The organism is Neolewinella xylanilytica (assembly GCF_002934605.1).
Classification (GTDB): domain Bacteria; phylum Bacteroidota; class Bacteroidia; order Chitinophagales; family Saprospiraceae; genus Neolewinella; species Neolewinella xylanilytica.
In genome coordinates this window covers 477529-499463 of sequence record NZ_PTJC01000006.1, presented here as the reverse complement: position 1 = coordinate 499463, position 21935 = coordinate 477529, and the positions used below count along the sequence as shown (strand labels likewise).

General features: G+C 56.8%; 28 protein-coding genes. 3 read left to right on the top strand and 25 right to left on the bottom strand.

The genetic code is table 11. The annotated features are described in order from the left end of the window. Positions 1-47 precede the first annotated feature (47 nt). The 4 genes from CLV84_RS11270 to CLV84_RS11255 all read right to left on the bottom strand — a co-directional run bounded on the left by CLV84_RS11270 (position 48) and on the right by CLV84_RS11255 (position 3723). Positions 48-413 (bottom strand): SET domain-containing protein-lysine N-methyltransferase, encoded by a 366-nt coding sequence (locus CLV84_RS11270; protein WP_104419895.1) that lies wholly within the window; start codon positions 411-413, stop codon positions 48-50. A 69-nt stretch (positions 414-482) separates the two neighbouring features. Next, positions 483-1454 (bottom strand): AAA family ATPase, encoded by a 972-nt coding sequence (locus CLV84_RS11265; protein ID WP_104419894.1) that lies wholly within the window; start codon positions 1452-1454, stop codon positions 483-485. 65 nt (positions 1455-1519) lie between these two features. Then, positions 1520-3055: a BCCT family transporter gene (locus CLV84_RS11260; RefSeq protein WP_104419893.1), complete on the bottom strand. Its 1536-nt coding sequence runs from the start codon at positions 3053-3055 to the stop codon at positions 1520-1522. Further along, positions 3040-3723: a M15 family metallopeptidase gene (locus CLV84_RS11255; RefSeq protein ID WP_245911480.1), complete on the bottom strand. Its 684-nt coding sequence runs from the start codon at positions 3721-3723 to the stop codon at positions 3040-3042. The genes CLV84_RS11260 and CLV84_RS11255 overlap by 16 nt, the downstream gene beginning before the upstream one ends. Positions 3724-3798: 75 nt before the next feature. Between CLV84_RS11255 and CLV84_RS11250 the strand changes: the two genes are divergently transcribed. Both CLV84_RS11250 and CLV84_RS11245 read left to right on the top strand, forming a co-directional pair. Beyond that, positions 3799-5373, top strand: coding sequence for a sodium:solute symporter family protein (locus tag CLV84_RS11250; RefSeq protein WP_104419892.1), 1575 nt, complete (start codon positions 3799-3801; stop codon positions 5371-5373). A 458-nt stretch (positions 5374-5831) separates the two neighbouring features. Next, the gene (locus tag CLV84_RS11245; RefSeq protein WP_170067673.1) at positions 5832-7661 is read left to right on the top strand and encodes a sensor histidine kinase; all 1830 of its coding nucleotides are present in this window, start codon (positions 5832-5834) and stop codon (positions 7659-7661) included. A gap of 3 nt (positions 7662-7664) precedes the next feature. On the opposite strand, the gene CLV84_RS11240 is transcribed toward CLV84_RS11245, so the two are convergent. Continuing rightward, entirely contained in the window at positions 7665-8417 is a 753-nt protein-coding gene (locus CLV84_RS11240; RefSeq protein WP_104419890.1) for a LytR/AlgR family response regulator transcription factor, read from the bottom strand. Positions 8418-8746: 329 nt separating this feature from the next. Next, positions 8747-9958 carry an aminoacetone oxidase family FAD-binding enzyme gene (locus CLV84_RS11235; RefSeq protein ID WP_104419889.1) on the bottom strand — a complete coding sequence of 404 codons (1212 nt, stop codon included), beginning with the start codon at positions 9956-9958 and terminating at the stop codon, positions 8747-8749. A gap of 135 nt (positions 9959-10093) precedes the next feature. Between CLV84_RS11235 and CLV84_RS11230 the strand changes: the two genes are divergently transcribed. Continuing rightward, positions 10094-10678 (top strand): O-methyltransferase, encoded by a 585-nt coding sequence (locus CLV84_RS11230; protein WP_104419888.1) that lies wholly within the window; start codon positions 10094-10096, stop codon positions 10676-10678. Here CLV84_RS11230 and CLV84_RS11225 read toward each other — a convergent pair. The 19 genes from CLV84_RS11225 to rplB form a co-directional block, all read right to left on the bottom strand. Then, entirely contained in the window at positions 10675-12066 is a 1392-nt protein-coding gene (locus tag CLV84_RS11225) for an MATE family efflux transporter (RefSeq protein ID WP_104419887.1), read from the bottom strand. The genes CLV84_RS11230 and CLV84_RS11225 overlap by 4 nt on opposite strands. Positions 12067-12176: 110 nt before the next feature. Then, positions 12177-13547, bottom strand: coding sequence for a preprotein translocase subunit SecY (secY, locus tag CLV84_RS11220; RefSeq protein WP_104419886.1), 1371 nt, complete (start codon positions 13545-13547; stop codon positions 12177-12179). Positions 13548-13559: 12 nt separating this feature from the next. After that, positions 13560-14006, bottom strand: a complete 447-nt coding sequence (rplO, locus tag CLV84_RS11215) for a 50S ribosomal protein L15 (protein ID WP_104419885.1) — start codon at positions 14004-14006, stop codon at positions 13560-13562. Between the two features lie 38 nt (positions 14007-14044). Further along, positions 14045-14218 (bottom strand): 50S ribosomal protein L30, encoded by a 174-nt coding sequence (rpmD, locus tag CLV84_RS11210; RefSeq protein WP_104419884.1) that lies wholly within the window; start codon positions 14216-14218, stop codon positions 14045-14047. A 16-nt stretch (positions 14219-14234) separates the two neighbouring features. After that, a complete protein-coding gene (gene rpsE / locus CLV84_RS11205; protein WP_104419883.1) occupies positions 14235-14801 on the bottom strand; it encodes a 30S ribosomal protein S5 in 567 nt (188 codons plus the stop codon). An 11-nt stretch (positions 14802-14812) separates the two neighbouring features. Then, the gene (rplR, locus tag CLV84_RS11200; protein WP_104419882.1) at positions 14813-15166 is read right to left on the bottom strand and encodes a 50S ribosomal protein L18; all 354 of its coding nucleotides are present in this window, start codon (positions 15164-15166) and stop codon (positions 14813-14815) included. Positions 15167-15178: 12 nt separating this feature from the next. Then, positions 15179-15736, bottom strand: coding sequence for a 50S ribosomal protein L6 (gene rplF, locus CLV84_RS11195; protein ID WP_104419881.1), 558 nt, complete (start codon positions 15734-15736; stop codon positions 15179-15181). A 56-nt stretch (positions 15737-15792) separates the two neighbouring features. After that, positions 15793-16203, bottom strand: a complete 411-nt coding sequence (gene rpsH, locus CLV84_RS11190; protein ID WP_104419880.1) for a 30S ribosomal protein S8 — start codon at positions 16201-16203, stop codon at positions 15793-15795. Positions 16204-16342: 139 nt separating this feature from the next. Next, entirely contained in the window at positions 16343-16612 is a 270-nt protein-coding gene (gene rpsN, locus CLV84_RS11185; protein WP_104419879.1) for a 30S ribosomal protein S14, read from the bottom strand. Next, positions 16612-17175 (bottom strand): 50S ribosomal protein L5, encoded by a 564-nt coding sequence (gene rplE / locus CLV84_RS11180; protein ID WP_104419878.1) that lies wholly within the window; start codon positions 17173-17175, stop codon positions 16612-16614. Before rplE ends, rpsN begins: the two co-directional genes overlap by 1 nt. Then, a complete protein-coding gene (rplX, locus tag CLV84_RS11175) occupies positions 17175-17543 on the bottom strand; it encodes a 50S ribosomal protein L24 (protein WP_104419877.1) in 369 nt (122 codons plus the stop codon). The genes rplE and rplX overlap by 1 nt, the downstream gene beginning before the upstream one ends. 42 nt (positions 17544-17585) lie before the next feature. Further along, positions 17586-17954: a 50S ribosomal protein L14 gene (rplN, locus tag CLV84_RS11170; RefSeq protein WP_104419876.1), complete on the bottom strand. Its 369-nt coding sequence runs from the start codon at positions 17952-17954 to the stop codon at positions 17586-17588. Between the two features lie 33 nt (positions 17955-17987). Next, the gene (gene rpsQ / locus CLV84_RS22320) at positions 17988-18455 is read right to left on the bottom strand and encodes a 30S ribosomal protein S17 (protein WP_104419875.1); all 468 of its coding nucleotides are present in this window, start codon (positions 18453-18455) and stop codon (positions 17988-17990) included. A gap of 7 nt (positions 18456-18462) precedes the next feature. Further along, on the bottom strand, positions 18463-18720 hold the full coding sequence (gene rpmC, locus CLV84_RS11160) for a 50S ribosomal protein L29 (RefSeq protein ID WP_104419874.1): 258 nt from the start codon (positions 18718-18720) through the stop codon (positions 18463-18465). Positions 18721-18792: 72 nt separating this feature from the next. After that, the gene (gene rplP, locus CLV84_RS11155; RefSeq protein WP_104419873.1) at positions 18793-19212 is read right to left on the bottom strand and encodes a 50S ribosomal protein L16; all 420 of its coding nucleotides are present in this window, start codon (positions 19210-19212) and stop codon (positions 18793-18795) included. 280 nt (positions 19213-19492) lie between these two features. Then, on the bottom strand, positions 19493-20257 hold the full coding sequence (gene rpsC, locus CLV84_RS11150; RefSeq protein ID WP_104419872.1) for a 30S ribosomal protein S3: 765 nt from the start codon (positions 20255-20257) through the stop codon (positions 19493-19495). A gap of 6 nt (positions 20258-20263) precedes the next feature. After that, complete coding sequence (gene rplV, locus CLV84_RS11145) at positions 20264-20662, bottom strand: 50S ribosomal protein L22 (RefSeq protein WP_104419871.1); 399 nt, start codon at positions 20660-20662, stop codon at positions 20264-20266. 149 nt (positions 20663-20811) lie between these two features. Continuing rightward, on the bottom strand, positions 20812-21078 hold the full coding sequence (gene rpsS / locus CLV84_RS11140) for a 30S ribosomal protein S19 (RefSeq protein WP_099106028.1): 267 nt from the start codon (positions 21076-21078) through the stop codon (positions 20812-20814). A 3-nt stretch (positions 21079-21081) separates the two neighbouring features. Then, a complete protein-coding gene (rplB, locus tag CLV84_RS11135; RefSeq protein WP_104419870.1) occupies positions 21082-21918 on the bottom strand; it encodes a 50S ribosomal protein L2 in 837 nt (278 codons plus the stop codon). Positions 21919-21935 lie beyond the last annotated feature (17 nt).

Genomic DNA, 21935 nt, shown 5'->3' with positions numbered 1-21935 from the left:
GTATTTTAGAAAAATGGAACTATCCCTATCGTCGCCGGCCGGGAGAATTAAAACCAGAGCGTCTCTCCGCCACCCACCACGTAGTCGATAACCAGTTCCTCCCCCGATCGGATTTGCCGGGCGGCCGAAAAGCGGATCTGCTCGAAGTCGTAATCCATCTCGAAATCCAGGTTACCCGGAGAGGCGTGATTGTAGAGGGATCCATAGCCGAGCGCGATAGCTGCTCCTTCCCCACCCCACAAAAAGTAGTAGTCGTGCAGCGTCGTTGCGTGAATCGCGAGCCGGTCTTCGGAAGTAAGCACAATCACGGGTGCCAACTCCACGATAGCCCCCTCCTCGATTGTCTCGGCGGTAAAAACACCTCTCCCTCCTAAGGAACTCGGACGCACGTACAGAAAGGGCAGGTGTAACATGTGACGATCTTTCGGATGGCGGGAGCGATCCCGGTTTCCGACCGGAAAGGCTATGCCACTACCACCGGACTAGAACAAGCCCTCGATGACTTGTTCCTCGGAGATGCCCTCCGCCTCGGCTTTGTAGTTCCGTACGATACGGTGGCGCAGGACGTACTTGGCAATCGCTTGTACGTCGGCAATGTCCGGACTGTACTTACCATGGATCGCCGCGTGGCACTTTGCCCCCAGCACCAGGTACTGGCTTGCCCGGGGTCCGGCGCCCCAGCTGATGTATTCGTTGACGTTATTGCCCGCCCGCTGGGTATTCGGCCGCGTCTTCCCGGTAAGCTTTACCGCGTATTCGAGCACGTTGTCGCTGACCGGGATCTTGCGGACCAGGTTCTGGAAGAAAAGGATGTCCTCCCCCGACAGTACGTGGCGCAGCTCGGCCCGGTCGATCCCCGTGGTACCGCGAACCACGGCTAGCTCTTCTTCGTAGCTGGGATAGTCCAGCGGGATGTTGAACATGAAGCGGTCCAGCTGCGCCTCCGGTAGCGGGTAGGTGCCCTCCTGCTCGATGGGGTTCTGGGTCGCGAGGACAAAAAAGGGAGCGGGCAGGCGGTGGCGCTCGCCGGCTACGGTTACCGAGCGCTCCTGCATAGCCTCCAGCAGGGCCGCCTGGGTCTTGGGCGGGGTCCGGTTGATCTCGTCGGCCAGTACGATATTGGCAAACAGCGGGCCTGGAATAAATTCGAAGTGCCGTTCGTCGTTCAGGATTTCCGATCCGGTGATGTCGGTCGGCATGAGATCCGGAGTAAACTGCACCCGTTTAAAATCCAGCTCCAACACCTCGGAGATCGTGGAAACCAGCAGCGTCTTGGCCAGCCCCGGCACGCCTACCAGTAAGGAATGTCCGTTGGAAAAGAGGGAAATGAGCACCGTCTTGACGACTTCTTGCTGACCGACAATCACTTTGCCGATTTCGTTGCGTAAATCCTGGTAAGCCTGCGCAAGCGCGTCGACGGCTTCCACGTCGGAAGAGTAGTTTGGGGTTGGCATATGGTTATAATGTAATACGGTAGTTCGATAGCGGTATCGTTCGCTTCCGTCAAGGTATGCAGTAGTTACGATTGCGGCCCGCTATTGTTGCCACTTCGGTAGCTTTTCAAGACAAGGCGCAGCAAGCCGACCGCCGCGAGAATAAATAACAGCATGGCCGGGAACCCCCCGAGGGTAGAGATCAGCCGGATGCCGTCCAGGCCCGCAAACGAGACCAGCAACCACGAAACCGACCCGATTACGCCTCCCCAAAGAAGTTTGATGCGGAGCGGGGCCTCCGCCGATTCCGGTCCGATTCCCCGCACACACAGGGCACTCATCGCCGAAACGTTGCTGTCCGCGGCCGTGACGTAAGACAGGAAGATCAGCAGCAAAAAGAATGCTGCCGTGAAAGACAGCCAGGGTAGCTGCTCGAACAACGCATAGGCGACCGCTTCCGGCCCCGTAGTGGCTAGCGCGTTCGACAACAAACCGTTCGTTGCCTGATCGACGACAATGGCCGTCCCTCCGAAAGCCACCATCCAGCAGCCACCGAACAGCGAGGTGCAGAGCAAATTCATTTCAATAAACCTGCGCACGGTATACCCCCGGGCCAGTCGTCCGAGGAAAAGCGCGGTGATCGGCGCCCAGGCGTACCAGTTGGCCCAGTAGAAACCCGTCCAGGCATGGCTCCACTCGGTGGGAATACCCGGATCGCCTCCTACATTCCTGGCCAGGAAGGTCGCGGCGAAATCCGTTAGTCCCCGGACGGAGAGCGACAGGGTCTCCCGGAGCGGTCCGGCGACAAGCACGAAGAGCGCGAGCAGGATAAATCCGATGATGTTGTAATTGGATAGCATTCGAATGCCCCGTTGCAGACCGGTGGCGGCGGAAACACTAAAGGCAACGACGACGATGCCAATAACCACCGCCAAACTGATTGGCGTTGCACCTGCGTCCGCGCCCACGTACCCCTTAACTCCACCGATGAGTGCCAGGCTTCCCGCGCCCAGGGCGGCGGCCATACCGGCCACGAGCGAAAAAAGACAGATCGCATCTACGGCCGCCCCCCCGTGTTTGTGGATGGACGGTCCGAGCACGGGCCGCAGCAGCGTACTGAGTGAAAATGGTTGCCGGTGATTGTAAAATCCGAGTGCGAAGAGCAGCCCCCCGACGGTATAAATGGCGTAGGGCGTCAGGGTCCAGTGTAGAAACAAGGTAGACAAAGCAAAAACGGCCGGTTGCTCCCGGCCGGCCGGTGGCGGCGCGCTGAGGTGGTAAATGGGCTCGGCAATGCCCCAGAAGAGAATACCCGTAGCGATCGTCGTACAGGCCGTAATGGCGAACCAGCGCCAGGGCTGGAGGAGCCGTTCCGCTCCTTCACCGCCGATAACCGTGCGGCCCAAGGGGGAAATATACGTCAGCCCCAGCAGCAGTAAAAACGACGCACTGGACCAGGAAAACAACCAATCGAAGTGCACGAGTATCCAGTTACTCGCCCCCTGCGCGAAATCGAGTAAGGCGATCGGATCCCGTAGGGCCAGTCCGGCGCAAACCAGTAAGGGCAGCAGCGGCGGCAACAGGACCGAATAGCGGATGCGCCCCGTTATGGACACGGCCATACCCAGTCGCTCAACGGTTGCCGGGGGCCGTTGAAATTAAAGTGCCACCACTCCGTACGGATGGTGGAAAAACCGTTGGCCAGCATTACCTCCTGCAGCGTTTTCCGGTTTTGCAGCACCTTTTCCGACAGGTCCGTATTCGTGGTATAGGCTTCCGCTCCGAAGTAGTCATAGGGCGTCCCCATATCCAGTTCCTCGCCGGTCGGTAAGTCGATCAGCGTTAGGTCGGCGGCGGCGCCCCGGCTGTGGACGCTTCCCCGGGCGGGTGGCGCCACGAAGCGGGCATCCGGCATGACGTCCCAGAGCCGCTGTTGATAGGGACCGGGCCGGTAGCAGTCGAACATTTTCAGCCCGAGCCCACGGGGTGCTAGGTCGCGCTGTACCGCCAGAAGGGCTTCGGCAACCGCTGGCCGGTAGAAGCAACGGCCGCAATCGTAAATCTGCCGGTCCATGAAGTTGTCGGCGCTGGCATACCGGATCTCCAGGGCGATGCTGCTATCCCGACGGGACAGTTCCACCCAGGCCGTACTGTCGAAATCCAACGGGGGTGGCGGAGGGGGCGGCGCTTGCATGCCTAGCGGAAAAGCTCCCCGTAATTCCGGCGGCGGCGGAGAATCGCAGGAAGCCATCCAGCAAGCAAGGGCCGTGATGATGGGAAGCAGACGCATAGCGGGCCCAATATGCGAACTTTCGCCCGGGCACGCCAATGCGGGAGTGCGACCACCGCCGTACTTTGGCCGTTCATGGCCAACCTACGCAACTATACTCCGTTGCTGCTCCTCGGCGTTTTACTGGGTGGAGCCGCGGGTTATTTACATTTCTTTACCGAGGACTCCGTTCACTGGCCGGCCTTCGGCAGCATGGCCGTTTTCTATGCACTGGTGTATTACATCGGCGCGCGCGCCGCGCGCCGCCGCCGGGCCGAGGATAACGATGCCGACGGGATGATGCTGGCCGGAAGAGACTTGCCCCTGCTGGTGGCCATCTTCACCATGAGTGCTACTTGGGTGGGCGGCGGCTTCATAAACGGAACTGCGGAATACACCGCTACCCAGGGGCTGGTATGGGTACAGGCCCCCTGGGGGTACGCACTCAGCCTGGTCATCGGCGGGCTCTTCTTCGCCCGCAAAATGCGCCGCCGCCGCTACCGTACCATGCTCGACCCGCTGGCCGAGCGCTACGGTAAACGCATGACGGCATTGCTCTTTCTACCCGCCCTCACCGGAGAGCTCTTCTGGACGGCCGCCATCCTTACCGCTCTCGGCGCGACCTTTGCCACCGTACTGGGGGTAGACCTGACCACGGCCATCCTTTTATCGGCCACCATCGCGGTGGCGTATACCGCCCTGGGCGGACTCTGGGCGGTAGCCATGACGGACGTGGCGCAATTGATCATCCTGCTGGCCGGTCTGGCGCTCATTGTACCGTTTGCCCTGGAGTATACGGGGGGAATGTCCGCCACGTATTCCGCCTACCAGGATCGATTCGGGGCCGCGGCCAGCTTACTGCCCAGCCGGGAGGCACTCGGCGCCAGCTACTGGACCTGGTGGGACTACGCGCTCTTGCTGACCTTCGGAGGCATCCCCTGGCAGGTTTATTTCCAGCGGGTGCTGGCGGCGCGGGACGAGCGAACGGCCATGGTGCTGAGCGTGGTGGCCGGGGTGGTCTGTATCCTGGCGGCCATCGCGCCGGTGATCATCGGCATGGTGTCGGCAACCGTAGATTGGTCGACCCTGGCTGCCGGCCCGCCGCCGGACGCGAGCGCTACCCTGCCCTGGGTGGTCCGCTACCTTACTAACCCGGTCGTAGCCGTTATCGGACTCGGTGCCGTTGCCGCAGCGGTCATGTCCAGTGTGGACAGCAGCGTCCTCAGTGCCAGCAGCATGGGGGTGTGGAACGTATACAAGCCTTTGGTGGAAAAAGACCTGCCCGACACCAAACTTGCGACGTACATTCAGCGCTGTATCTGGATCGTGGGTACGGCGGCGACCCTCATTGCCTTCCAGGTCAGGAGCGTATACGAACTATGGTTTCTGTGTTCCGATTTCGTGTACTGCTTGCTCTTTCCGGCCCTCGTCTGCGCGCTCTTTGACAAGCGGTCGAATAAGCACGGTGCCCTGGCAGGCTTTTTGGTTGCGGCAGTACTGCGCTTTGGGGGAGGTGACGATACCCTAGGTTTACCTGCCTTTCTTTCCTACCCTTCGGACTTCCCCTTCCGAACCGTGGCCATGCTCGGCGGCCTGCTGTCCAGCCTAATCGTATCCCGACTCACCGGGGGGGCGGGAAACCAAAACCTAAGCCCAGCTGACGGGAAATAAAGAAACCCGAAAGACAGCTAGTCTTTCGGGTTTCGGAAAAGGCAATTGTGTAGTTCAAAGTGCGATCCGGATATCATCCGGTCTTTTCTTGGCTTCGTTGGCGATTAATCGCTGGCAACTAGTCCGTAATAATGCTAAAGGCGTGAATGTGTCAAAGTGTAGTGTCTCTCAATGATCGGGCAAAAGTAAGGCCGTTGCCCGCTCCATTTTGCTGAAATAAGGGAAGGTGCTATCATATTCAGTCAATACCGTCTTTTTCTCAGTTAACTGGCTAAAATACCTTCTCTTTTTGGTCAGGCCCACGAATGGCTACCTTGGATATGTGAATTTGCACCATATATCCTATCGAACGGTTAGCGCCCGCACCGCCATCCCGACGACTTAGCCCGGGGATACGCTCGACTACTTCCTGAATGCCACGGTCCGCTTGTTGGTTTCTGCTGCTTCTAGGTCTGCAAGTGCTGGTTCCCAGAAGCATGGCCGGTCAGGATACGCTACCCCTGGCACAGGAACTCGCCGAAATCCGCGGCCAGTATTACGTCAACGTGGACACGGCCCTAGCCAGAGCCCGGGCGATGCTTCCCCGGGCAATTCGCACGGAAGATCCGTATCTCATCGGGTTGGCCTACGAAACGATCGCCCGTTACTACCTTGATAACGGCATTCAGGATAGCACCCGCCTCCTGCTGGGTCAATCCAGATCCTACTACGACGCCAGCGAAATTCCCGAAGCGAGGGCTGCCTCCCTGTGGTCCCGTGCCACCCTTGCCTCGGTGAATAACCGCCACGCGGAATCGCTGAAGATCAGTCAGCAATTGGCACAAGCTTGCCGGGATATTGCGGACCAGACCTGCCTGGCCCGTGCCTACTGGCTGATGGGGGGGGCCTTTTTTTACCAGGATCAACTGCGCGCGGAACAACGCTACAACGCCCGTGCGATGGCCATTCTGGAAAAGGAGCCGGATCGGCTGTACTACGCCGGCTTGCTGATTAGTTATGCCATGTCATTACATGGCATAGGTCGCGACTCGGCAGCGCGCGCACGCTTTCAAGAAGCGCGTGGCATTCTCGAACGGCATCACGCACCGGCCTTGATGGCCGATCTGCACTTACACGAAGGCATTTTTTACCGGGATCAGGATTCTACGGCCTTCGGAAAACGACTATTCTGGGAAGGTCTACGGTACGCCGATGCCAGCGGCACCCGAATCTACAAGGCCTTGCTGCTGAACAACCTGGCCCATCTGGCGAACGAAGCCGGGGCTCATTACCGGGCCATCAAATTATTGGACGAGGAAATGGCCATGGCCCAGGGGTTAGATGACCCCCGGTACCTGATGGATTTCCAGTACGTGGTCAGCGATGCCTACGCGGGCCTCCACCGCTACGACAGCGCCTATCATTATTTACAACTGGCGGATCGCAATTACCGGAAGATCACCCAGGACGATTACGACAATCAGTTAGCCGAGCTACAGATTGCCTACGAAACCCGGGAGAAAGAAAAACGGATCCAGACCCAGATCGAGCAACTTCGCCAACAACGCTGGCTGCTGTATACGGCGGGCATCGGCTTCCTGATCTGCATCGCAGCTGCCATAACGCTCTACCGCCTGTCCCGAAAACTGCGACTAAGCGGCCAGGAAAAGGAACGGCTGATCGGGCAAAAAGAAGGGCTGATCCGAGAGATTCACCACCGGGTAAAGAACAACCTACAGATAATTTCGAGCCTTCTGAAGTTGCAAAGCCGGGATCTCGATTCGAAAGACTCCACCGCCTACCGAGCATTACGGGACAGTCGTTCGCGGGTACAGGCCATGGGACTGATCCACGAGAAGCTCTACCTTGGTGAAACCTCCAACACCATCAGTATGCAAGCCTACCTTCAGGATCTGGGCAACACCCTGCTGGACACCTACACCCTGGACGATCGGGTGGAGATTTACTACGATATCGAAGCGATTACCCTCGACATCGACACGGCGATTCCCCTCGGTCTGATAGTAAATGAATTGATCACCAACTCCCTCAAGTATGCCTTTCCGGGCGACCGAAAGGGCCTGGTAGAAATATCGCTTTACCGGGAGAAATCCGATCTGGTACTACGGGTCACCGACGATGGCGTAGGGGAAGCTCAGGCGACCGTTCTGCCCTCCGGCACTGCTTTCGGCACCCGCCTGCTCGATCTGCTCAGTTCGAAACTTAACGGAGAAGCCAAGACTATTGCTACGGTGGGCTACGGCACGGAGGTACGCTTCACTCCGCCCGCCGGCGGCCCCACGGCCTGAGTCCTAAAGATTTCCTACCCGGGTCATCAGCTCGGAGCGTTTAGACCGGCTAACGGGGATTTTGTGCGACCCTACGAAAACGAATATTTCCCCGATTTCCGTAATGCGTTGCAGGTTCACGAGGTAGGAGCGGTGGCAACGCACGAATGGTGCATCGGGCGGCAACAAACCGGAAAGCTTCTTCAGTGTCTTGGTCACCAAAAACTCCCGCTCGTCGGTGATTACCTTACAGTAATAGTCGTCGGCCTCTATCCACAGGATGTCGTGCAACATAATGCGGACCAGCCGGTCTTTCACCTTGAGAAACAAGCGGTCATGCAGCAACAGGGCGCTTTCCCCCTCCGGAAAAATCGGTTCCTGCTCGGTAACGGCAGCCGAAGGAGGGGTTTTGGCCGTCAGGGCCAAATCGATCGCATGGGCCAGATCCCGTCCCCGAAAAGGCTTGGAGATAAAGGCACTAGGCCGGGCGGCGCGGGCCCGGCGGTAGGTTACCTCGTCGCTGTTGCTGGTGAGAAAGATCACGGGCACCTGGCTGAAGCGGCGGATAGCCAGCGCCGTATCAACGCCATCCAGAGCCCCCTCCAGTTTCACGTCCATCAAAATCAAATCGGGAACGCTTTTTTTAAACTGCTCCAGGGCTTTCTCGCCACTCGAGTAGTTCCCGGAAACCCGGTATCCCAAATCGGTGAGGCGGTCGCCAAGATCGGCGGAAATAATCGGCTCGTCTTCTACAACGGCAATGGTAAGCTTCGTCATGAACAACTAGAAGAATGTACCTACAAGTAACGTTGGCCGCACTTTTAATTTATAAGCTAAATGTTTTAACCCCGCTCCCCCACGTCATGTAGGCAATAGCTTTAACCACACCGATTGCTTGGTTGCCCCTACCCCTGGAAGGGATCTTTGCCCCGAATGTGTTTACCTTATCCAAATTAAAATTGGGAGATATCCAAAACGAGCGATGAATGTTAACATTCTAAACCGGATTAAGTAAGAAGATTTATCTAAGTCCGTCGGGATACCGCTACCGGTACTGGGCGGCCACCGCCACCTGCTAGCAATTTGCACGAAGGAGAAGCTGCCCGTCATTCCAGATCCCGACCGATAAGCCAACCGCCCGTCCAGGCCGCCTGAAAGTTGAACCCCCCGGTTATGGCGTCGATATCCAAGACTTCCCCGGCTAGATAGAGGCTGTCGTACCGCTTCGAACGAAAGCTTCGAAAGTCGATTTCGTCGAGCGCCACCCCGCCGGCAGTCGTAAACTCATCCTTATTCGTAGCCTTGCCGATCACGCGGTACACACTACCGGTCAACCCCGCCACCAGGTCGGCTAGCGCTGCATTGGACAGTTGCGCCCATTGCAGGTCGGCGGCAATGCCGGCGGAAGCGACCAGCATTTGCCAGAGCCGCTGGGGCAGCTCCACCGGCGACCGCGAGCCAATCTGTTGCCTGCTCCTGCTTTCGCGGTTTGCCGATATCTCCTCCCCCACCTCCTTAGCCCGGCGGGCCAACCAGTTCACCCGCAAGTCAAAAGCGTAGGAAAGCGGATGAAGCTCCCGAGCACCCCATGCACTCAGCCGAAGTACGGCGGGGCCACTCAGCCCCTTATGCGTAATGAGCAGGGGACCATCCGCCTGCAACTTACCTCCCTCCACTTCCAAATGTACCCACGGGAGGCTGATGCCGGCCAGGGCCCTGAGTGCCCGGTCTGCAATGTTTACGGCGAACAGGGAGGGAACCGGGTCCACGATACGGTGCCCCAGCTCGCCAAGTAATTTCCAAACAGCGGGATTGCTACCGGTGGTCACCACTAGCCGATCGGACTCGAGCCATTCCTCACCAACCTTAATCCGCCAATTCGGGCGCCGGAGCGCAGGTGGGGATACATCCGTTACCCGAGCGCCGGTGACGACCTTGACGCCCCGCTGCTTCGCTTCCCGCCACAGGCAATCGATAATGGTCTGGGAGCTATTGGATTTGGGAAACACCCGGCCGTCCTCCTCAATCTTCAGTGCCACGCCGCGGTCGGCAAACCAACCCATCGTATCCCCGCAAGCAAATTTGTGGAACGGTCCCAGCAATTCCCGGCTACCCCTGGGGTAGAATTGCACTAACTCCCCCGGATCGAAGCAAGCGTGGGTAACGTTGCACCGTCCGCCCCCGCTTATCCGCACCTTTTCCAATACGGCCCGCCCCCGCTCGAGAATGATAATGTCCCCGCCCGGACGGTGTTCGGCGATACTGATGGCGGCAAAAAAGCCAGCGGCTCCTCCTCCGATGATGACCGTCTTGTCCATACTGCCGGTTAATCCCTTTCGTGGACCACGAAGGTACGCCTTCCGGATGCCTTGTCTTCCGGATCGTAAATTCACCGTATCGGAGCCCGCCCGTTGGTTCGAGGGAGTGCATCTTTACCCCCATCACCGCTACCTATGCTTACCTCCGCTACCGAACCATCCTACCCACCGCAGTATTCCGAAATCCGCGAAGCCGGAGAGGCGATGGACTTCACTATGCCCTCCGACCAGCGAGTGGGTGAACTGTTGCGGAGCCTCGTAGCGGCCAAACCCGGCGGAAATTTCCTGGAATTGGGTACCGGACTTGGCCTATCCCTCGCCTGGATGGTGCAGGGGATGCATCCGGATGCGCGGATACTATCGCTGGATAATCAGGTGCAGTACACGGATTTCGTATCCACCCTCTTCCAGAATGACGCACGAGTCAGCATCGTCTGCGCTGATGGGAAGGAATGGCTGGAAAACTACCTCGGGCCACCCTTCGACCTTATTTTCGCCGACACCTGGCCGGGGAAATACCACCAACTGGAACGGACACTCGATCTTTTACCGATCGGCGGAACGTACATCGTCGACGATATGCTGCCGCAGTCCAACTGGCCGGAAGGACACGCCGCCAAAGCCAACCACCTCCGTGCCACGCTGGCGTCGCGGGAGGACCTGTGGGTGTGCCCGCTGGAATGGGCTTCGGGGGTTATCCTCTGTGTTAAACGCAGCTAGATTTCCTTGAGCTTCCACTTCCCCCTACGGAACAGCCAGAGGGCGACCACCGCCAGTAGTAGTTCCGCGATGACCACCGACCAGATCACGCCCCGCACCGCAAAGCCGAGTTCGACGGCGAGATAATAGCTTAGGGGAATCTCGAGGAGCCAGAAACAGACGAAATTGAGCAGCGTGGGCGTCCCCGTATCGCCGGCACCGTTGAACGCCTGTACCGGGATTAATCCAAGCCCAAAGATGACGTACCCAATAGCGAATATCTTGAGCGCATCGACGCCGTAACCAACGGCCTCCGGATCCTGGGTAAAACTTTGCACCAGCGGCCCCGCGAAAAAATAATAGCCAAAAGAAAGTAGGAGGAGGTATACCGTCGTAATTCCGAGTGTCCACCAAACCCCGCGTTCCGCACGGTCCGGCTGTTTGGCGCCCAGGTTCTGGCCCACGAAGGTAGCCGCAGCGTTGCTCAATCCCCAGGCCGGCAACAGGGTAAACAGGATCAACCGGATCGACACGGTGTAACCAGCTACGGCCGAAGCACCGAAGCTAGCGACAATCCTGGCGAGGAAAATCCAGCTCGCCGACCCGATGATGTACTGAAACGCGCCGTTGGAGGCGATGCGCAGTACTCGCAACTGCATGATGGGATCGATTTTCCAGCCGCCGGTTTTGATCCGCACCACCGAACGGCCGGAAAAGAGGATATACAACTGGTACCCTACGCCAATAGCCCGCCCGATGGTGGTGGCGATGGCGGCCCCGGCAACGCCGAAGCCGGGGATGGGTCCCAGGCCGAAGATGAACAGCGGGTCGAGGAATACATTGATTCCGTTTGCGATCCACAACACCCGCATCGCGGTGGCCGCTTCTCCCGCCCCCCGGAACACGCCGTTCAGCAGAAAGAGCAGCATGATGACCCCGTTACCGGCAAAGAGAATGCGGGTATACCATATGCCTTCCGCGATCACTGCGGGCCCGGCCCCCATCAGGGCTAACAGGTCTCCGGCATAATAAACGGCCGGTACGGAGACGACGAGACTTAAGATGAGGGTGATCACGATGGATTGCCCGGCCGCTCGACTGGCTTCGTCCGGTTTCTTTTCTCCTACAAAGCGGGCAATGAGCGCCATGGGAGCCAGGCTGAGGCCAACGCCAATGCTGTAAATTAGGGTCATCATTACCTCCGTAAGCCCTACTGTGGTAAGCGCCTCCACTCCGATACGGCCCACGAAGAAGGTATCCACCAGCGCGAAAACGCTTTCCATGGCCATCTCCAGCATCATGGGAACGGCCAGGAGCACGATGGCGCGTCGGATGCTACCGCTCGTGAAATCGTGCGCGTCGCCCCGAACGGCAGACTTGATTAACGACCAAAATTGGCGAGCACTCACGAGTTAGGAATTGTCCCGGTAAAATGGAATGAAGCGGGCGGTAAGTTGCAAAAAAAGAGCGGATGCCCGTAGAAGGCATCCGCTCGCTTTGAAGGTTTACTATTTCTTTTCTAGAAGTCAGCTCCGATCTGCTGCATACGGCTACCGGTTCCCCGGCCCTGAAGGCGGCCTTCTTTCGAGAGTCCGTCGTACTTACGCATGAGCAGGTAGGTATCGATCTGCTGGAGGGTATCCAGTACAACCCCCACCATGATGATCAGTGAGGTACCACCGAAGAAGATAGCGAACTGCTGGTTGACCCCCAGCCCGGCGACGAAGGCCGGGAGGATGGCGATCAGGCCGAGCAGAACGGATCCGGGCAAGGTGATGCGGCTGGTAATCGAGTCGATGTACTCTTCCGTCTCGGTACCCCCACGTACTCCGGGAATGAAGGCATTCTGCCGCTTCAGGTATTCCGTATACTGACTGGGATTCACGACTAGTGCCGTATAGACATAGGTGAAAGCGACCACCAGAACAAAGTAGACGATGTTGTAAAGCGGGGAAGTGAAGTCGTTAAATTGCAGAGCGAGCCAACTGGTTTCCGCTTCGGAACCTCCAAACCCGGCCAGGCTGGCGGGAACGAACATCAATGCCTGAGCAAAAATGATGGGCATTACCCCCGATGCGTTCACCTTCAGCGGGATATAATCACGGGCGGTGGTGGAAGGAGCTGCTCCCTGCCCACGCCCCACCATACGCTTGGCAAACTGGATGGGAATCTTGCGGATGCCGGTAACGATCATCACCGTAGCCATCGTGACAAGGAAGAAACCGAACATTTCCAGTACGAAAATGAGCAGCGCCCCTCCCTGTAAACGGGATTGAAGTTCAAACCCAAGCGCGGCGGGAAGACTGACGATGATACCGACCGTGATCAGCAACGAAACACCGTTACCGATACCCCGATCAGTGATACGCTCACCCAACCACATCGCGAAAATGGTGCCGGTGGATAGGATGATAATGCCGGAAACCCAAAATACCGTTTCCGAAACCGCCGGACTCACCCCGCCCTGCGACCGGATATAGGTCAGGTAGCCGGCACCCTGTACGAGGGTGATGGCCACCGTAAGGGCCCGGGTGATTTGGGTGAGCTTCTTCCGTCCCGATTCACCTTCCGTCTTTTGTAACTTCTGAAAGTAGGGAACGGCGAATCCCAACAACTGTACGATGATGCTGGCCGTGATGTAGGGCATAATGCCCAGGGCCATGATCGAGGCGTTGTTGAAAGCCCCCCCGGTAAACAGGTTAATTAGGCCGAGCAGGTCATTAGCGTCGCCGCCACTGGCAAGGTTAGCTTGCAAGGTTGCAATATCCACACCGGGCAGGACGATGAACGATCCGAGACGGTACACAGCCATAAGGGCGAGGGTAAAGAGGATGCGCGTACGCAGCTCCTCAATCGACCAAATGTTTTTAATATTCTCGAAGAACCTCATGGCAAGTTGGTTTTAGGCGATGGTAAGGCTACCACCTGCTTTCTCGATGGCTTCCTTAGCGGAAGCGCTTGCTGCGTGAGCGGTAACCGTAAGCGCCGTGCTCACTTCGCCGTTGCCCAGCACCTTGATGCGATCGTTCTTTTTGACCACGCCAAGATCATAGAGCGTAACTGGAGTAATCTCGCTGAGGCTGTGCTTTTCGCTCAGGGCCTGCAGTTTTTCCAGATTCAAAGCTACGTACTCTACGCGATTCGGGCTGTTAAAGCCGCGTTTCGGTAAGCGCATTTGCAAAGGCATCTGTCCGCCTTCGAAGTTGCGTTTGCTTTTGTAGCCGCTACGGGATTTGGCGCCCTTGTGGCCACGGGTGGAGGTACCACCACGGCCGGAACCTTGTCCGCGGGCAATCCGCTTCTCGGACTTCGTAGATCCCTCGGCGGGCTTTAGATTATTGAGTTCCATTGGAGTATTGATTATGCGTCGGGCCGGAGGGCCCGTCTTTATTCTACGGTCACCAGGTGGGCGACCTTGTTAACCATTCCGCGGATGACCGGAGTATCCTCCCGCTCCACGGTTTGGTGCATTTTTTTGATCCCGAGTGCCTTGATGGTATCCTTCTGGCGCTGCGGCCGGTCGATTACACTTTTGACCTGGGTGATTTTGATCTTAGCCATGGTAGATGGTTTGCGGTTAGCCTTCGAAAAGCTTTTCCATTGAAATGCCACGTTGCTTGGCGATGGTCTGCGGGCTGCGCAACTTCTGTAACGCGTCGATAGTAGCCTTGATGACGTTGTGGGGGTTCGATGATCCTTGCGACTTGGCAAGTACGTTGTGTACGCCACAGATATCGAGCACGGAGCGCATGGCACCACCGGCAATTACACCGGTACCCTCACTGGCGGGCTTGAGCAAAACCTTTCCAGCCCCGTACTTACCGAGTTGTTCGTGGGGGATGGTTCCCTTGTACAGCGGCACCTTGATCATGCTCTTACGGGCAACGTCGGTGGCCTTCTGGATCGCTTCGGAGATGTCTTTCGACTTACCCGTACCGTGTCCGACCTTTCCCTTGCCGTCGCCAACTACGACGATGGCGGCGAAGGTGAAGGTGCGACCGCCTTTGGTCACTTTGGATACCCGGTTGAGGGCCACCATCTTTTCCTTCAGATCGGATTCGTGCTGGTCACCACGGTTGTTGCGTCCGCGATTATTGTCGCGGCGGCCACGTCCACCGCCGCTATTGTTTCTATTGTCAGCCATTGGAGCTTGATTTAAAGGTTCAGGCCACCCTCACGGGCACCTTCAGCGAGTGACTTCACCCGACCGTGATAGAGATACCCACCGCGGTCAAAGAGCACACCGTCGATGCCGGCGGCTTTTGCGCGTTCGGCGATGAGCTTGCCGACTTCCTTGGCCTGGTCTGATTTATTTCCTTCGTTAGCGACGGCGGCTTCGAAGCTGCTCGCACTAGCAAGGGTATTGCCAGTAACGTCGTCGATCAGTTGGGCGTAGATAAAGCGGTTGGAGCGGTAGACATTAAGGCGGGGCTTTTGGGCCGTTCCCTTGATCTTCTTCCGGACGCGGCTGTGAATCCGCTTGCGCCGCTTGAGTTTTGTAAGTTGCATTGCTATTATCTTTTACTTCTTAGCGGCGGTCTTACCTGCTTTGCGGCGAATCTCTTCACCTTCAAAGCGGATACCTTTTCCTTTATAGGGTTCCGGTTTGCGGAGCGCCCGGATCTTGGCCGCCACCTGTCCGACAAGCTGCTTGTCGTTGCTGTTAAGTTTGATCACCGGGTTTTTACCCTTTGCCGTTATCGTCTCGACGGCTACTTCCTTGGGAACCATGAAGTAGATGGGGTGGGAATAACCGAGGGTGAGGATCAACAGGTTTCCCTTGTTCTCTGCCCGGTAACCTACGCCGATTACCTCGAGGGTGAGGGCATAGCCTTCGGTAACGCCCTTGACCATGTTAGCGATCAGTGAGCGGTAGAGACCATGAAACGCACGGTGACGCTTGCTATCGGAGGGGCGGGTAACCTGAACCTCGGACTCCTTAATTTCGATTCCCATGTCGGGATCTACCTGTTGGGTCAATTCGCCTTTGGGGCCTTTTACCGTAACCAGGTTTCCCTTGCTTACCGTCACGGTGACTCCCTGGGGGAGACCGACTGGGTTTTTACCTATTCTGGACATAATAGTAGATTGGTCTTACGGGAAAAGATCTTTCCCTGCAGAGGTGGACTTTAGGATTAATATACGTAAGCGAGGACTTCTCCGCCAACATTTTGCTCGGTGGCTTGCCGACCCGTCATGACCCCCTTACTAGTGGACACGATGGAAATGCCGAGGCCGTTGATAACGCGCGGCATACTGTCTGCCTTGGCGTACTGGCGAAGACCGGGCTTGGAAACACGTACCAGCTTCCGAATAACCGGCCGCTTGGTCTCTCTTTCGTACTTGAGCGCAATGGAGATAACTCCCTGCTTGCCCTTACCCGCCTCGTCATCGAACTTGTACTTGAGAATGAATCCCTGATCGTACAAAATTTCGGTGAGACGCTTCTTGGTGCTGGAAGCAGGAATGTTAACTACCCGGTGACCGGCAATCTGAGCGTTGCGGATGCGAGTCAAGTAGTCGGCGATTGGATCGGTAACTGCCATTTTATAAAATTGCGCTCCGTGGTTTTCTAATTAGAACTTCCGGAACTGTTAGGATTAAATGTAAAAACAGAGACTACCGGTGGGTAAACGGAAACATGGAAGTTCCTGCCTGCCAGGCGGTAGCCCGATGGTATCGGAATTACCAGCTGGCCTTGCGAATGCCGGGGATTTTGCCGTCGAGGGCCATTTCCCGGAACTTAACGCGGCACAGGCCGAACTTCCGCATGTACCCCTTAGGGCGACCGGTCAATCCGCAACGGTTGTGCAAGCGGATGGGGTTGGAGTTACGGGGCAGCTTGTCCAGCTCTTCCCACTCTCCGGCAGCCTTCAACGCGGCACGCTTTTCGGCGTACTTGGCGACCATGCGCTCCCGCTTACGTTCGCGGGCGATTAGTGATTTACGAGCCATTAGTTGTTGTTATTCTGGTTCTTAAAGGGAAGTCCAAGCTCCCGCAGCAAAGCCAGGGCCTCGGCATCCGTCTTTGCGGTCGTTACGAAAGTGATATCGAATCCGGTAATGTTCGGAACGTCATCGAGGCTGATTTCGGGAAAGATAATCTGCTCGGATACCCCCATCGTGTAGTTACCTCTTCCGTCGAAGCTCTTATCGCTGATGCCGCGGAAGTCGCGAACGCGGGGAAGCGCGGTAGAAATGAGGCGATCGAGGAACTCGTACATTTTACCTCGTCGAAGGGTAACCTTGGCGCCGATGGCCATACCGTCCCGGAGCTTAAAGTTGGACACCGACTTTTTAGCCTTGGTGGTGATTGCCTTTTGGCCGGCGACGAGGGACATTTCCTTAACGGCGTTTTCCACCAGTTTCCGGTCCTGAGTACCCTTGCCAACACCCTGGTTGATCGCTATTTTGACCAGCCGGGGCACCTCCATGGGTGACTTGTAGTTGAACTGCTCCTGCAGCTTACTACGGACTTCGTCGTCGTACTTCTTCTTTAGTCTTGGCGTGTAGCTCATTATGCTATGATATTATCGTTACGCTTCCCGTAGCGCTGAAGCTTTCCGTTATCGTCTGCCTTACGACCGACGCGGGTCGGGGTCACCTCCTCGACGGAAGGATCTACCAACATCAGGTTGCTAATATGGATGGGGCTGGCTTTGTCAACAATGCCGCCGGCGGCATCTTCGGTGGGTTTCTGGTGCTTCTTGCGAATATTGACGCCGTCGACCAGCGCCCGGTTCTCGGCTGGAAAAACTTCCAGAACTTCACGCGCCGTGGTCCGGTCCTTGTACGCACCGCTGATCACTACGACCCGGTCACCCTTCTTGATCTTCAGCTTGGGCTGATGCCGCTTCTGCTTGTCTTTGTAAGTCTTGTTAGCCATGGCTATATAATTTACGCTCCGGGAGCGGGGAAGGAAAAGAATTTAGAGTACCTCGGGCGCTAGCGATACGATCTTCATATAGTTGCGCTCGCGGAGCTCGCGGGCCACCGGGCCGAAAATGCGGGTTCCACGGGGTTCTTCGGCCGCATTCAGCAGAACGACGGCGTTGTCGTCGAAGCGAATGTAGGAGCCGTCTTTGCGACGAACTTCCTTCTTGGTGCGGACGACGACGGCGCGGCTTACCGATCCCTTCTTGACGTTCCCACCGGGGGATGCATCTTTAACACTGACGACGATTTGGTCGCCGATGGTGGCGTAACGACGCTTCGAACCTCCCAGCACTCGGATACAAAGTACTTCCCGGGCTCCGCTGTTATCCGCTACGCGTAAACGTGATTCCTGTTGGATCATGACAAATTTCTTTTAATGCCGTTTACGATTGGATTACTTGGCCTTCTCCAGTACGGAGATGAGGCGCCAGCGCTTACGGCGGCTGAGCGGCCGGCATTCCATGATACGGACCAGATCGCCGATCTGACATTCATTGCTCTCGTCGTGGGCGATCAGCTTTTTAGTCTTCTTCACGTATTTACCGTAAATCGGGTGCTGAAGACGACGCTCGATAGCTACCGAGATTGTCTTGTCCATCTTATTACTGACGACGACGCCATCACGGGTTTTCCGTTCGTTACGGGCGGAATCCTTTTCACGCGTACCGGTTGACTTGCTGCTATCCACTGGAGATGTTTTTTTATTCGAAGATTCGGATTCGGAACTGCCGGTAATGCTTTCAATGGTTTCCGCGGCCGTTTCGACCGCATCGTCCACTGCACTGGTTACCTGCTGAAGCACGCTCTCCTTTCCCTCCGGACGCTCGTCCTGCTCGGGGACGTTTTTTTCCTCTGTACTCATAACTCAGTTACTTTTTGCGGCGGCGGCGAATGCTGTCGCGTTTGGCCAACGCTTCGGCGGACATACCCGCCAGTTCCCGACGCCGGAGCTCGGTTCTGATTCGGGCCACGTCGCGACGAACGGTGCGCAGCTCTAAGGGATTCTCAATGCCGTTCACGGTATGGTCGAACCTCATCTTTTCCAGACTGGTAACGCTCTCGTTCAACTGATCCCGGAGGTCAGCGTCGGAGGCATCTCGAAGTTCTAATGTTTTATTACTCGCCATCGTTTCTTATTCTTCCGCTTATCGAATGCTTCTACCCTAAAGCGGACTTAACTATTTAATGGTTGTTTCGATCTACTCCTGGTAGTCTACCCGGGTAATGATCTTGGTCAATACGGGTAGCTTCTGGGCGGCCAATCGCAACGACTCCTCAGCAACTTCCCGGCTGACACCATCGAGTTCGAAGAGTACGCGACCGGGTTGCACCTGAGCGACCCAGTGATCCAGGGCACCTTTACCCTTACCCATCCGCACCTCAAGCGGCTTGCTGGTGATGGGCTTATCTGGAAAAATGCGGATCCAAACTTTTCCCTCCCGTTTCATATTACGCGTCATAGCGATACGGGCGGCTTCAATTTGGCGGTTGGTGATTCGTCCGGAATCCAGGCTTTTAAGCCCGAAAGTTCCGAAGGAAACCAGATTACCACGGCCTGCCAGGCCCGTATTACGGCCTTTTTGCTGCTTGCGGTATTTCGTTCTTTTCGGCTGTAGCATGGTACTAAATTTGAAGAGGGCTCTCTTAGAGCGGGGCAAAGGTACGCTTTTCCCCTGACAATGAAAAGCATAACGCTCGATTTCTTCCGAGCAAAGTAAAGCAAGGTAGAAGCGGTCGGTGACCGGCTACTACCCTGCTCTTCGGGATGGAGATCAGCGCAAAGCCTGGCTTGATGATCTCCGGTCTGTTGTTCTCGCCGCTGGCGGTTAAGTCGTTGGAATATCGCTGATGCACCTGGCGTCACGCGCCGGCCACCAGGTCGTGGTAGTCGTAGCTCGTCTAGCGCCGGCCTCCGCCGCTGCCGCCGCGACGACCGCCCCGGCCGCCTCCGCCGCCGCTGCTTCCGCCGCTGCTGCTTCCGCCGCTGCGCCGATCGTCACCCTTCGTTGCCAGACCGGCATTCGGATTAAGGTCACGCTTACCTAGCACCTCGCCCTTACAGAGCCAAACCTTGATGCCGATACGACCGTAGACCGTATGGGCCTCCTTGTTGGCGTAATCGATATCGGCGCGGAATGTATGCAATGGCGTACGTCCTTCCTTGTACTCCTCGTTGCGGCTCATATCGGAACCGTTCAGGCGACCTGCGATCCGGATCTTGATACCTTCGGCACCCGCCCGCATCGTAGAAGCGATACTGGTCTTGATCGCCCGGCGGTAGTTGATCCGTGCTTCGATCTGGTTGGCGATGGATTCCGCCACAATATTCGCGTCCAGTTCCGGCTTGCGGATCTCGATGATATTGATCTGGATGTCTTTGTCCGTAAGCCGGCGAAGTTCCTCGCGAATCTGATCGATCTCTTTGCCTCCCTTACCGATGATGATACCGGGACGTGAAGTATGGATCGTGAGCGTCACCCGCTTGAGGGTCCGCTCAATGATGATCCGGGCGATACCGCCCTTGCTGATACGAGTATCAAGGTAAGTGCGGAGCTTCTCGTCTTCGATGACGTTGGCTGCGTAGTCTTTATCGGCGAACCAGTTACTGTCCCAGCCGCGAATGTAACCCAGACGGTTACCTATTGGATTTGTCTTCTGACCCATGATATATTATTCTTCGACGGTTTCCGGTTCGGTAGCTTCCACTTTTTCCGAGGGGATCGGAAGCGTGTTACTTACCTTGATTGTAATGTGGCAGCTGTGCTTACGGATGCGGTGGGCGCGTCCGTGCGGTGCTGGCCGAAACCGCTTGATTTGAGCTCCGGCATCGGCGAAGATTTCGCTGACGATCAGGTCGTACTCGTCGGCGCTTTCCAAACCGTCGGTTTTGTACTCCCAGTTCGCGATGGCCGAAAGCAGGTTCTTACGCAGCCAGATGGCGGCTTCCTGCTTGCTGTACTCCAGAATACCCAGAGCTTCTCCGACTCGCTTACCGCGGATCAGGTCGACTACGAGCCGCATCTTGCGGACCGACATCGGAATGCTATTTAAACTTGCTGTTGCTTCCATTATTGGATAAATTACGAGGGAACGGGTTAGTAAAGCGGGCCCGAAGGCGAGACCTTACTCTTCCTTCACTCAGTTTTAAAGTACGGTAGTACGGTAGCGTGGTAGTACGGTAGTCGGTGCATGCTGCTACCGTACTACCGACTACCGTACTATTTTTTCTTGCCACCGTGGCCGCGGAACGAACGGGTAGGTGCAAACTCACCGAGTTTGTGTCCTACCATGTTCTCCGTGACGTATACGGGGACGTGAGTTTTACCATTGTGAACCGCGATCGTGAGCCCTACCATGTCGGGGACGATCATGGATGCGCGCGACCAAGTCTTGATCATGCCCTTACGGCCTCCTTCCTGTGACTTTACAATCTTGTCGTAAAGCTTGTGAAAAACGTAGGGTCCTTTCTTTAGCGAACGTGCCATAAATTATTTCTTGTTCTTGGTCTTGCGACGGCTGATGATCATTTTGTTGCTAGCCTTATTGACGTTCCGCGTCTTCTGACCCTTGGCCATAATACCGGTACGTGAGCGGGGGTGACCACCCGAAGCGCGACCTTCACCACCACCCATGGGGTGATCGACGGGGTTCATGGCTACACCACGAACGCGCGGACGGCGGCCTAACCAACGCTTCCGTCCTGCCTTACCGGCAACGGTCAGGGCGTGGTCAGGGTTTGAAGTAGCACCGATTACGGCCCGGCAGGTCTTCAGGATCCGGCGAACTTCCCCACTGGGTAGTTTGACGGAAACGAACAACCCTTCCTTCCCCATCAGGGTACCATTCGTACCCGCCGAACGAGCCAACGCGGCGCCCTTACCGGGCTGCAGCTCGATGCTGTGGATTTGCGAACCCAGGGGTACGTCACCCAGCAACATGCAATTGCCGGTATCCGGCGTTGCTTCCGGGCCGCTGACGATGGTATCCCCAACGGTAAGTCCTTGCGGTGCGATGATGTAGCGCTTTTCGCCGTCGGTGTATTCCACCAGGGCGATAAAGGCGGTGCGGTTGGGATCGTACTCAATGGTTTTCACCTCGGCACGAATACCGTCTTTCTCACGACGGAAATCTACTACACGGTAGCGACGCTTGTGTCCGCCACCACGCTGACGCACGGTCATCTTACCGGTGCGGTTACGGCCGCCCGTACGCTTTACGGGAGCCAGCAGGCTCTTCTCCGGCTTATCACCCGACAGTTCGGTAAACTTATTACCGACGTGGAAACGGGATCCGGCGGATACCGGCTTAAATTTTTTGATTGGCATTATTGCGCTTGTTGCCC

Bases quoted from the DNA above. Each gene is read 5' to 3' on its own strand.
- CLV84_RS11270 (WP_104419895.1), bottom strand. From the start codon at position 413: ATGTTACACCTGCCCTTTCTGTACGTGCGTCCGAGTTCCTTAGGAGGG.
- CLV84_RS11265 (WP_104419894.1), bottom strand. From the start codon at position 1,454: ATGCCAACCCCAAACTACTCTTCCGACGTGGAAGCCGTCGACGCGCTT.
- CLV84_RS11260 (WP_104419893.1), bottom strand. From the start codon at position 3,055: ATGGCCGTGTCCATAACGGGGCGCATCCGCTATTCGGTCCTGTTGCCG.
- CLV84_RS11255 (WP_245911480.1), bottom strand. From the start codon at position 3,723: ATGCGTCTGCTTCCCATCATCACGGCCCTTGCTTGCTGGATGGCTTCC.
- CLV84_RS11250 (WP_104419892.1), top strand. From the start codon at position 3,799: ATGGCCAACCTACGCAACTATACTCCGTTGCTGCTCCTCGGCGTTTTA.
- CLV84_RS11240 (WP_104419890.1), bottom strand. From the start codon at position 8,417: ATGACGAAGCTTACCATTGCCGTTGTAGAAGACGAGCCGATTATTTCC.
- CLV84_RS11235 (WP_104419889.1), bottom strand. From the start codon at position 9,958: ATGGACAAGACGGTCATCATCGGAGGAGGAGCCGCTGGCTTTTTTGCC.
- CLV84_RS11230 (WP_104419888.1), top strand. From the start codon at position 10,094: ATGCTTACCTCCGCTACCGAACCATCCTACCCACCGCAGTATTCCGAA.
- secY (WP_104419886.1), bottom strand. From the start codon at position 13,547: ATGAGGTTCTTCGAGAATATTAAAAACATTTGGTCGATTGAGGAGCTG.
- rplO (WP_104419885.1), bottom strand. From the start codon at position 14,006: ATGGAACTCAATAATCTAAAGCCCGCCGAGGGATCTACGAAGTCCGAG.
- rpmD (WP_104419884.1), bottom strand. From the start codon at position 14,218: ATGGCTAAGATCAAAATCACCCAGGTCAAAAGTGTAATCGACCGGCCG.
- rpsE (WP_104419883.1), bottom strand. From the start codon at position 14,801: ATGGCTGACAATAGAAACAATAGCGGCGGTGGACGTGGCCGCCGCGAC.
- rplR (WP_104419882.1), bottom strand. From the start codon at position 15,166: ATGCAACTTACAAAACTCAAGCGGCGCAAGCGGATTCACAGCCGCGTC.
- rplF (WP_104419881.1), bottom strand. From the start codon at position 15,736: ATGTCCAGAATAGGTAAAAACCCAGTCGGTCTCCCCCAGGGAGTCACC.
- rpsH (WP_104419880.1), bottom strand. From the start codon at position 16,203: ATGGCAGTTACCGATCCAATCGCCGACTACTTGACTCGCATCCGCAAC.
- rpsN (WP_104419879.1), bottom strand. From the start codon at position 16,612: ATGGCTCGTAAATCACTAATCGCCCGCGAACGTAAGCGGGAGCGCATG.
- rplE (WP_104419878.1), bottom strand. From the start codon at position 17,175: ATGAGCTACACGCCAAGACTAAAGAAGAAGTACGACGACGAAGTCCGT.
- rplX (WP_104419877.1), bottom strand. From the start codon at position 17,543: ATGGCTAACAAGACTTACAAAGACAAGCAGAAGCGGCATCAGCCCAAG.
- rplN (WP_104419876.1), bottom strand. From the start codon at position 17,954: ATGATCCAACAGGAATCACGTTTACGCGTAGCGGATAACAGCGGAGCC.
- rpsQ (WP_104419875.1), bottom strand. From the start codon at position 18,455: ATGAGTACAGAGGAAAAAAACGTCCCCGAGCAGGACGAGCGTCCGGAG.
- rpmC (WP_104419874.1), bottom strand. From the start codon at position 18,720: ATGGCGAGTAATAAAACATTAGAACTTCGAGATGCCTCCGACGCTGAC.
- rplP (WP_104419873.1), bottom strand. From the start codon at position 19,212: ATGCTACAGCCGAAAAGAACGAAATACCGCAAGCAGCAAAAAGGCCGT.
- rpsC (WP_104419872.1), bottom strand. From the start codon at position 20,257: ATGGGTCAGAAGACAAATCCAATAGGTAACCGTCTGGGTTACATTCGC.
- rplV (WP_104419871.1), bottom strand. From the start codon at position 20,662: ATGGAAGCAACAGCAAGTTTAAATAGCATTCCGATGTCGGTCCGCAAG.
- rpsS (WP_099106028.1), bottom strand. From the start codon at position 21,078: ATGGCACGTTCGCTAAAGAAAGGACCCTACGTTTTTCACAAGCTTTAC.
- rplB (WP_104419870.1), bottom strand. From the start codon at position 21,918: ATGCCAATCAAAAAATTTAAGCCGGTATCCGCCGGATCCCGTTTCCAC.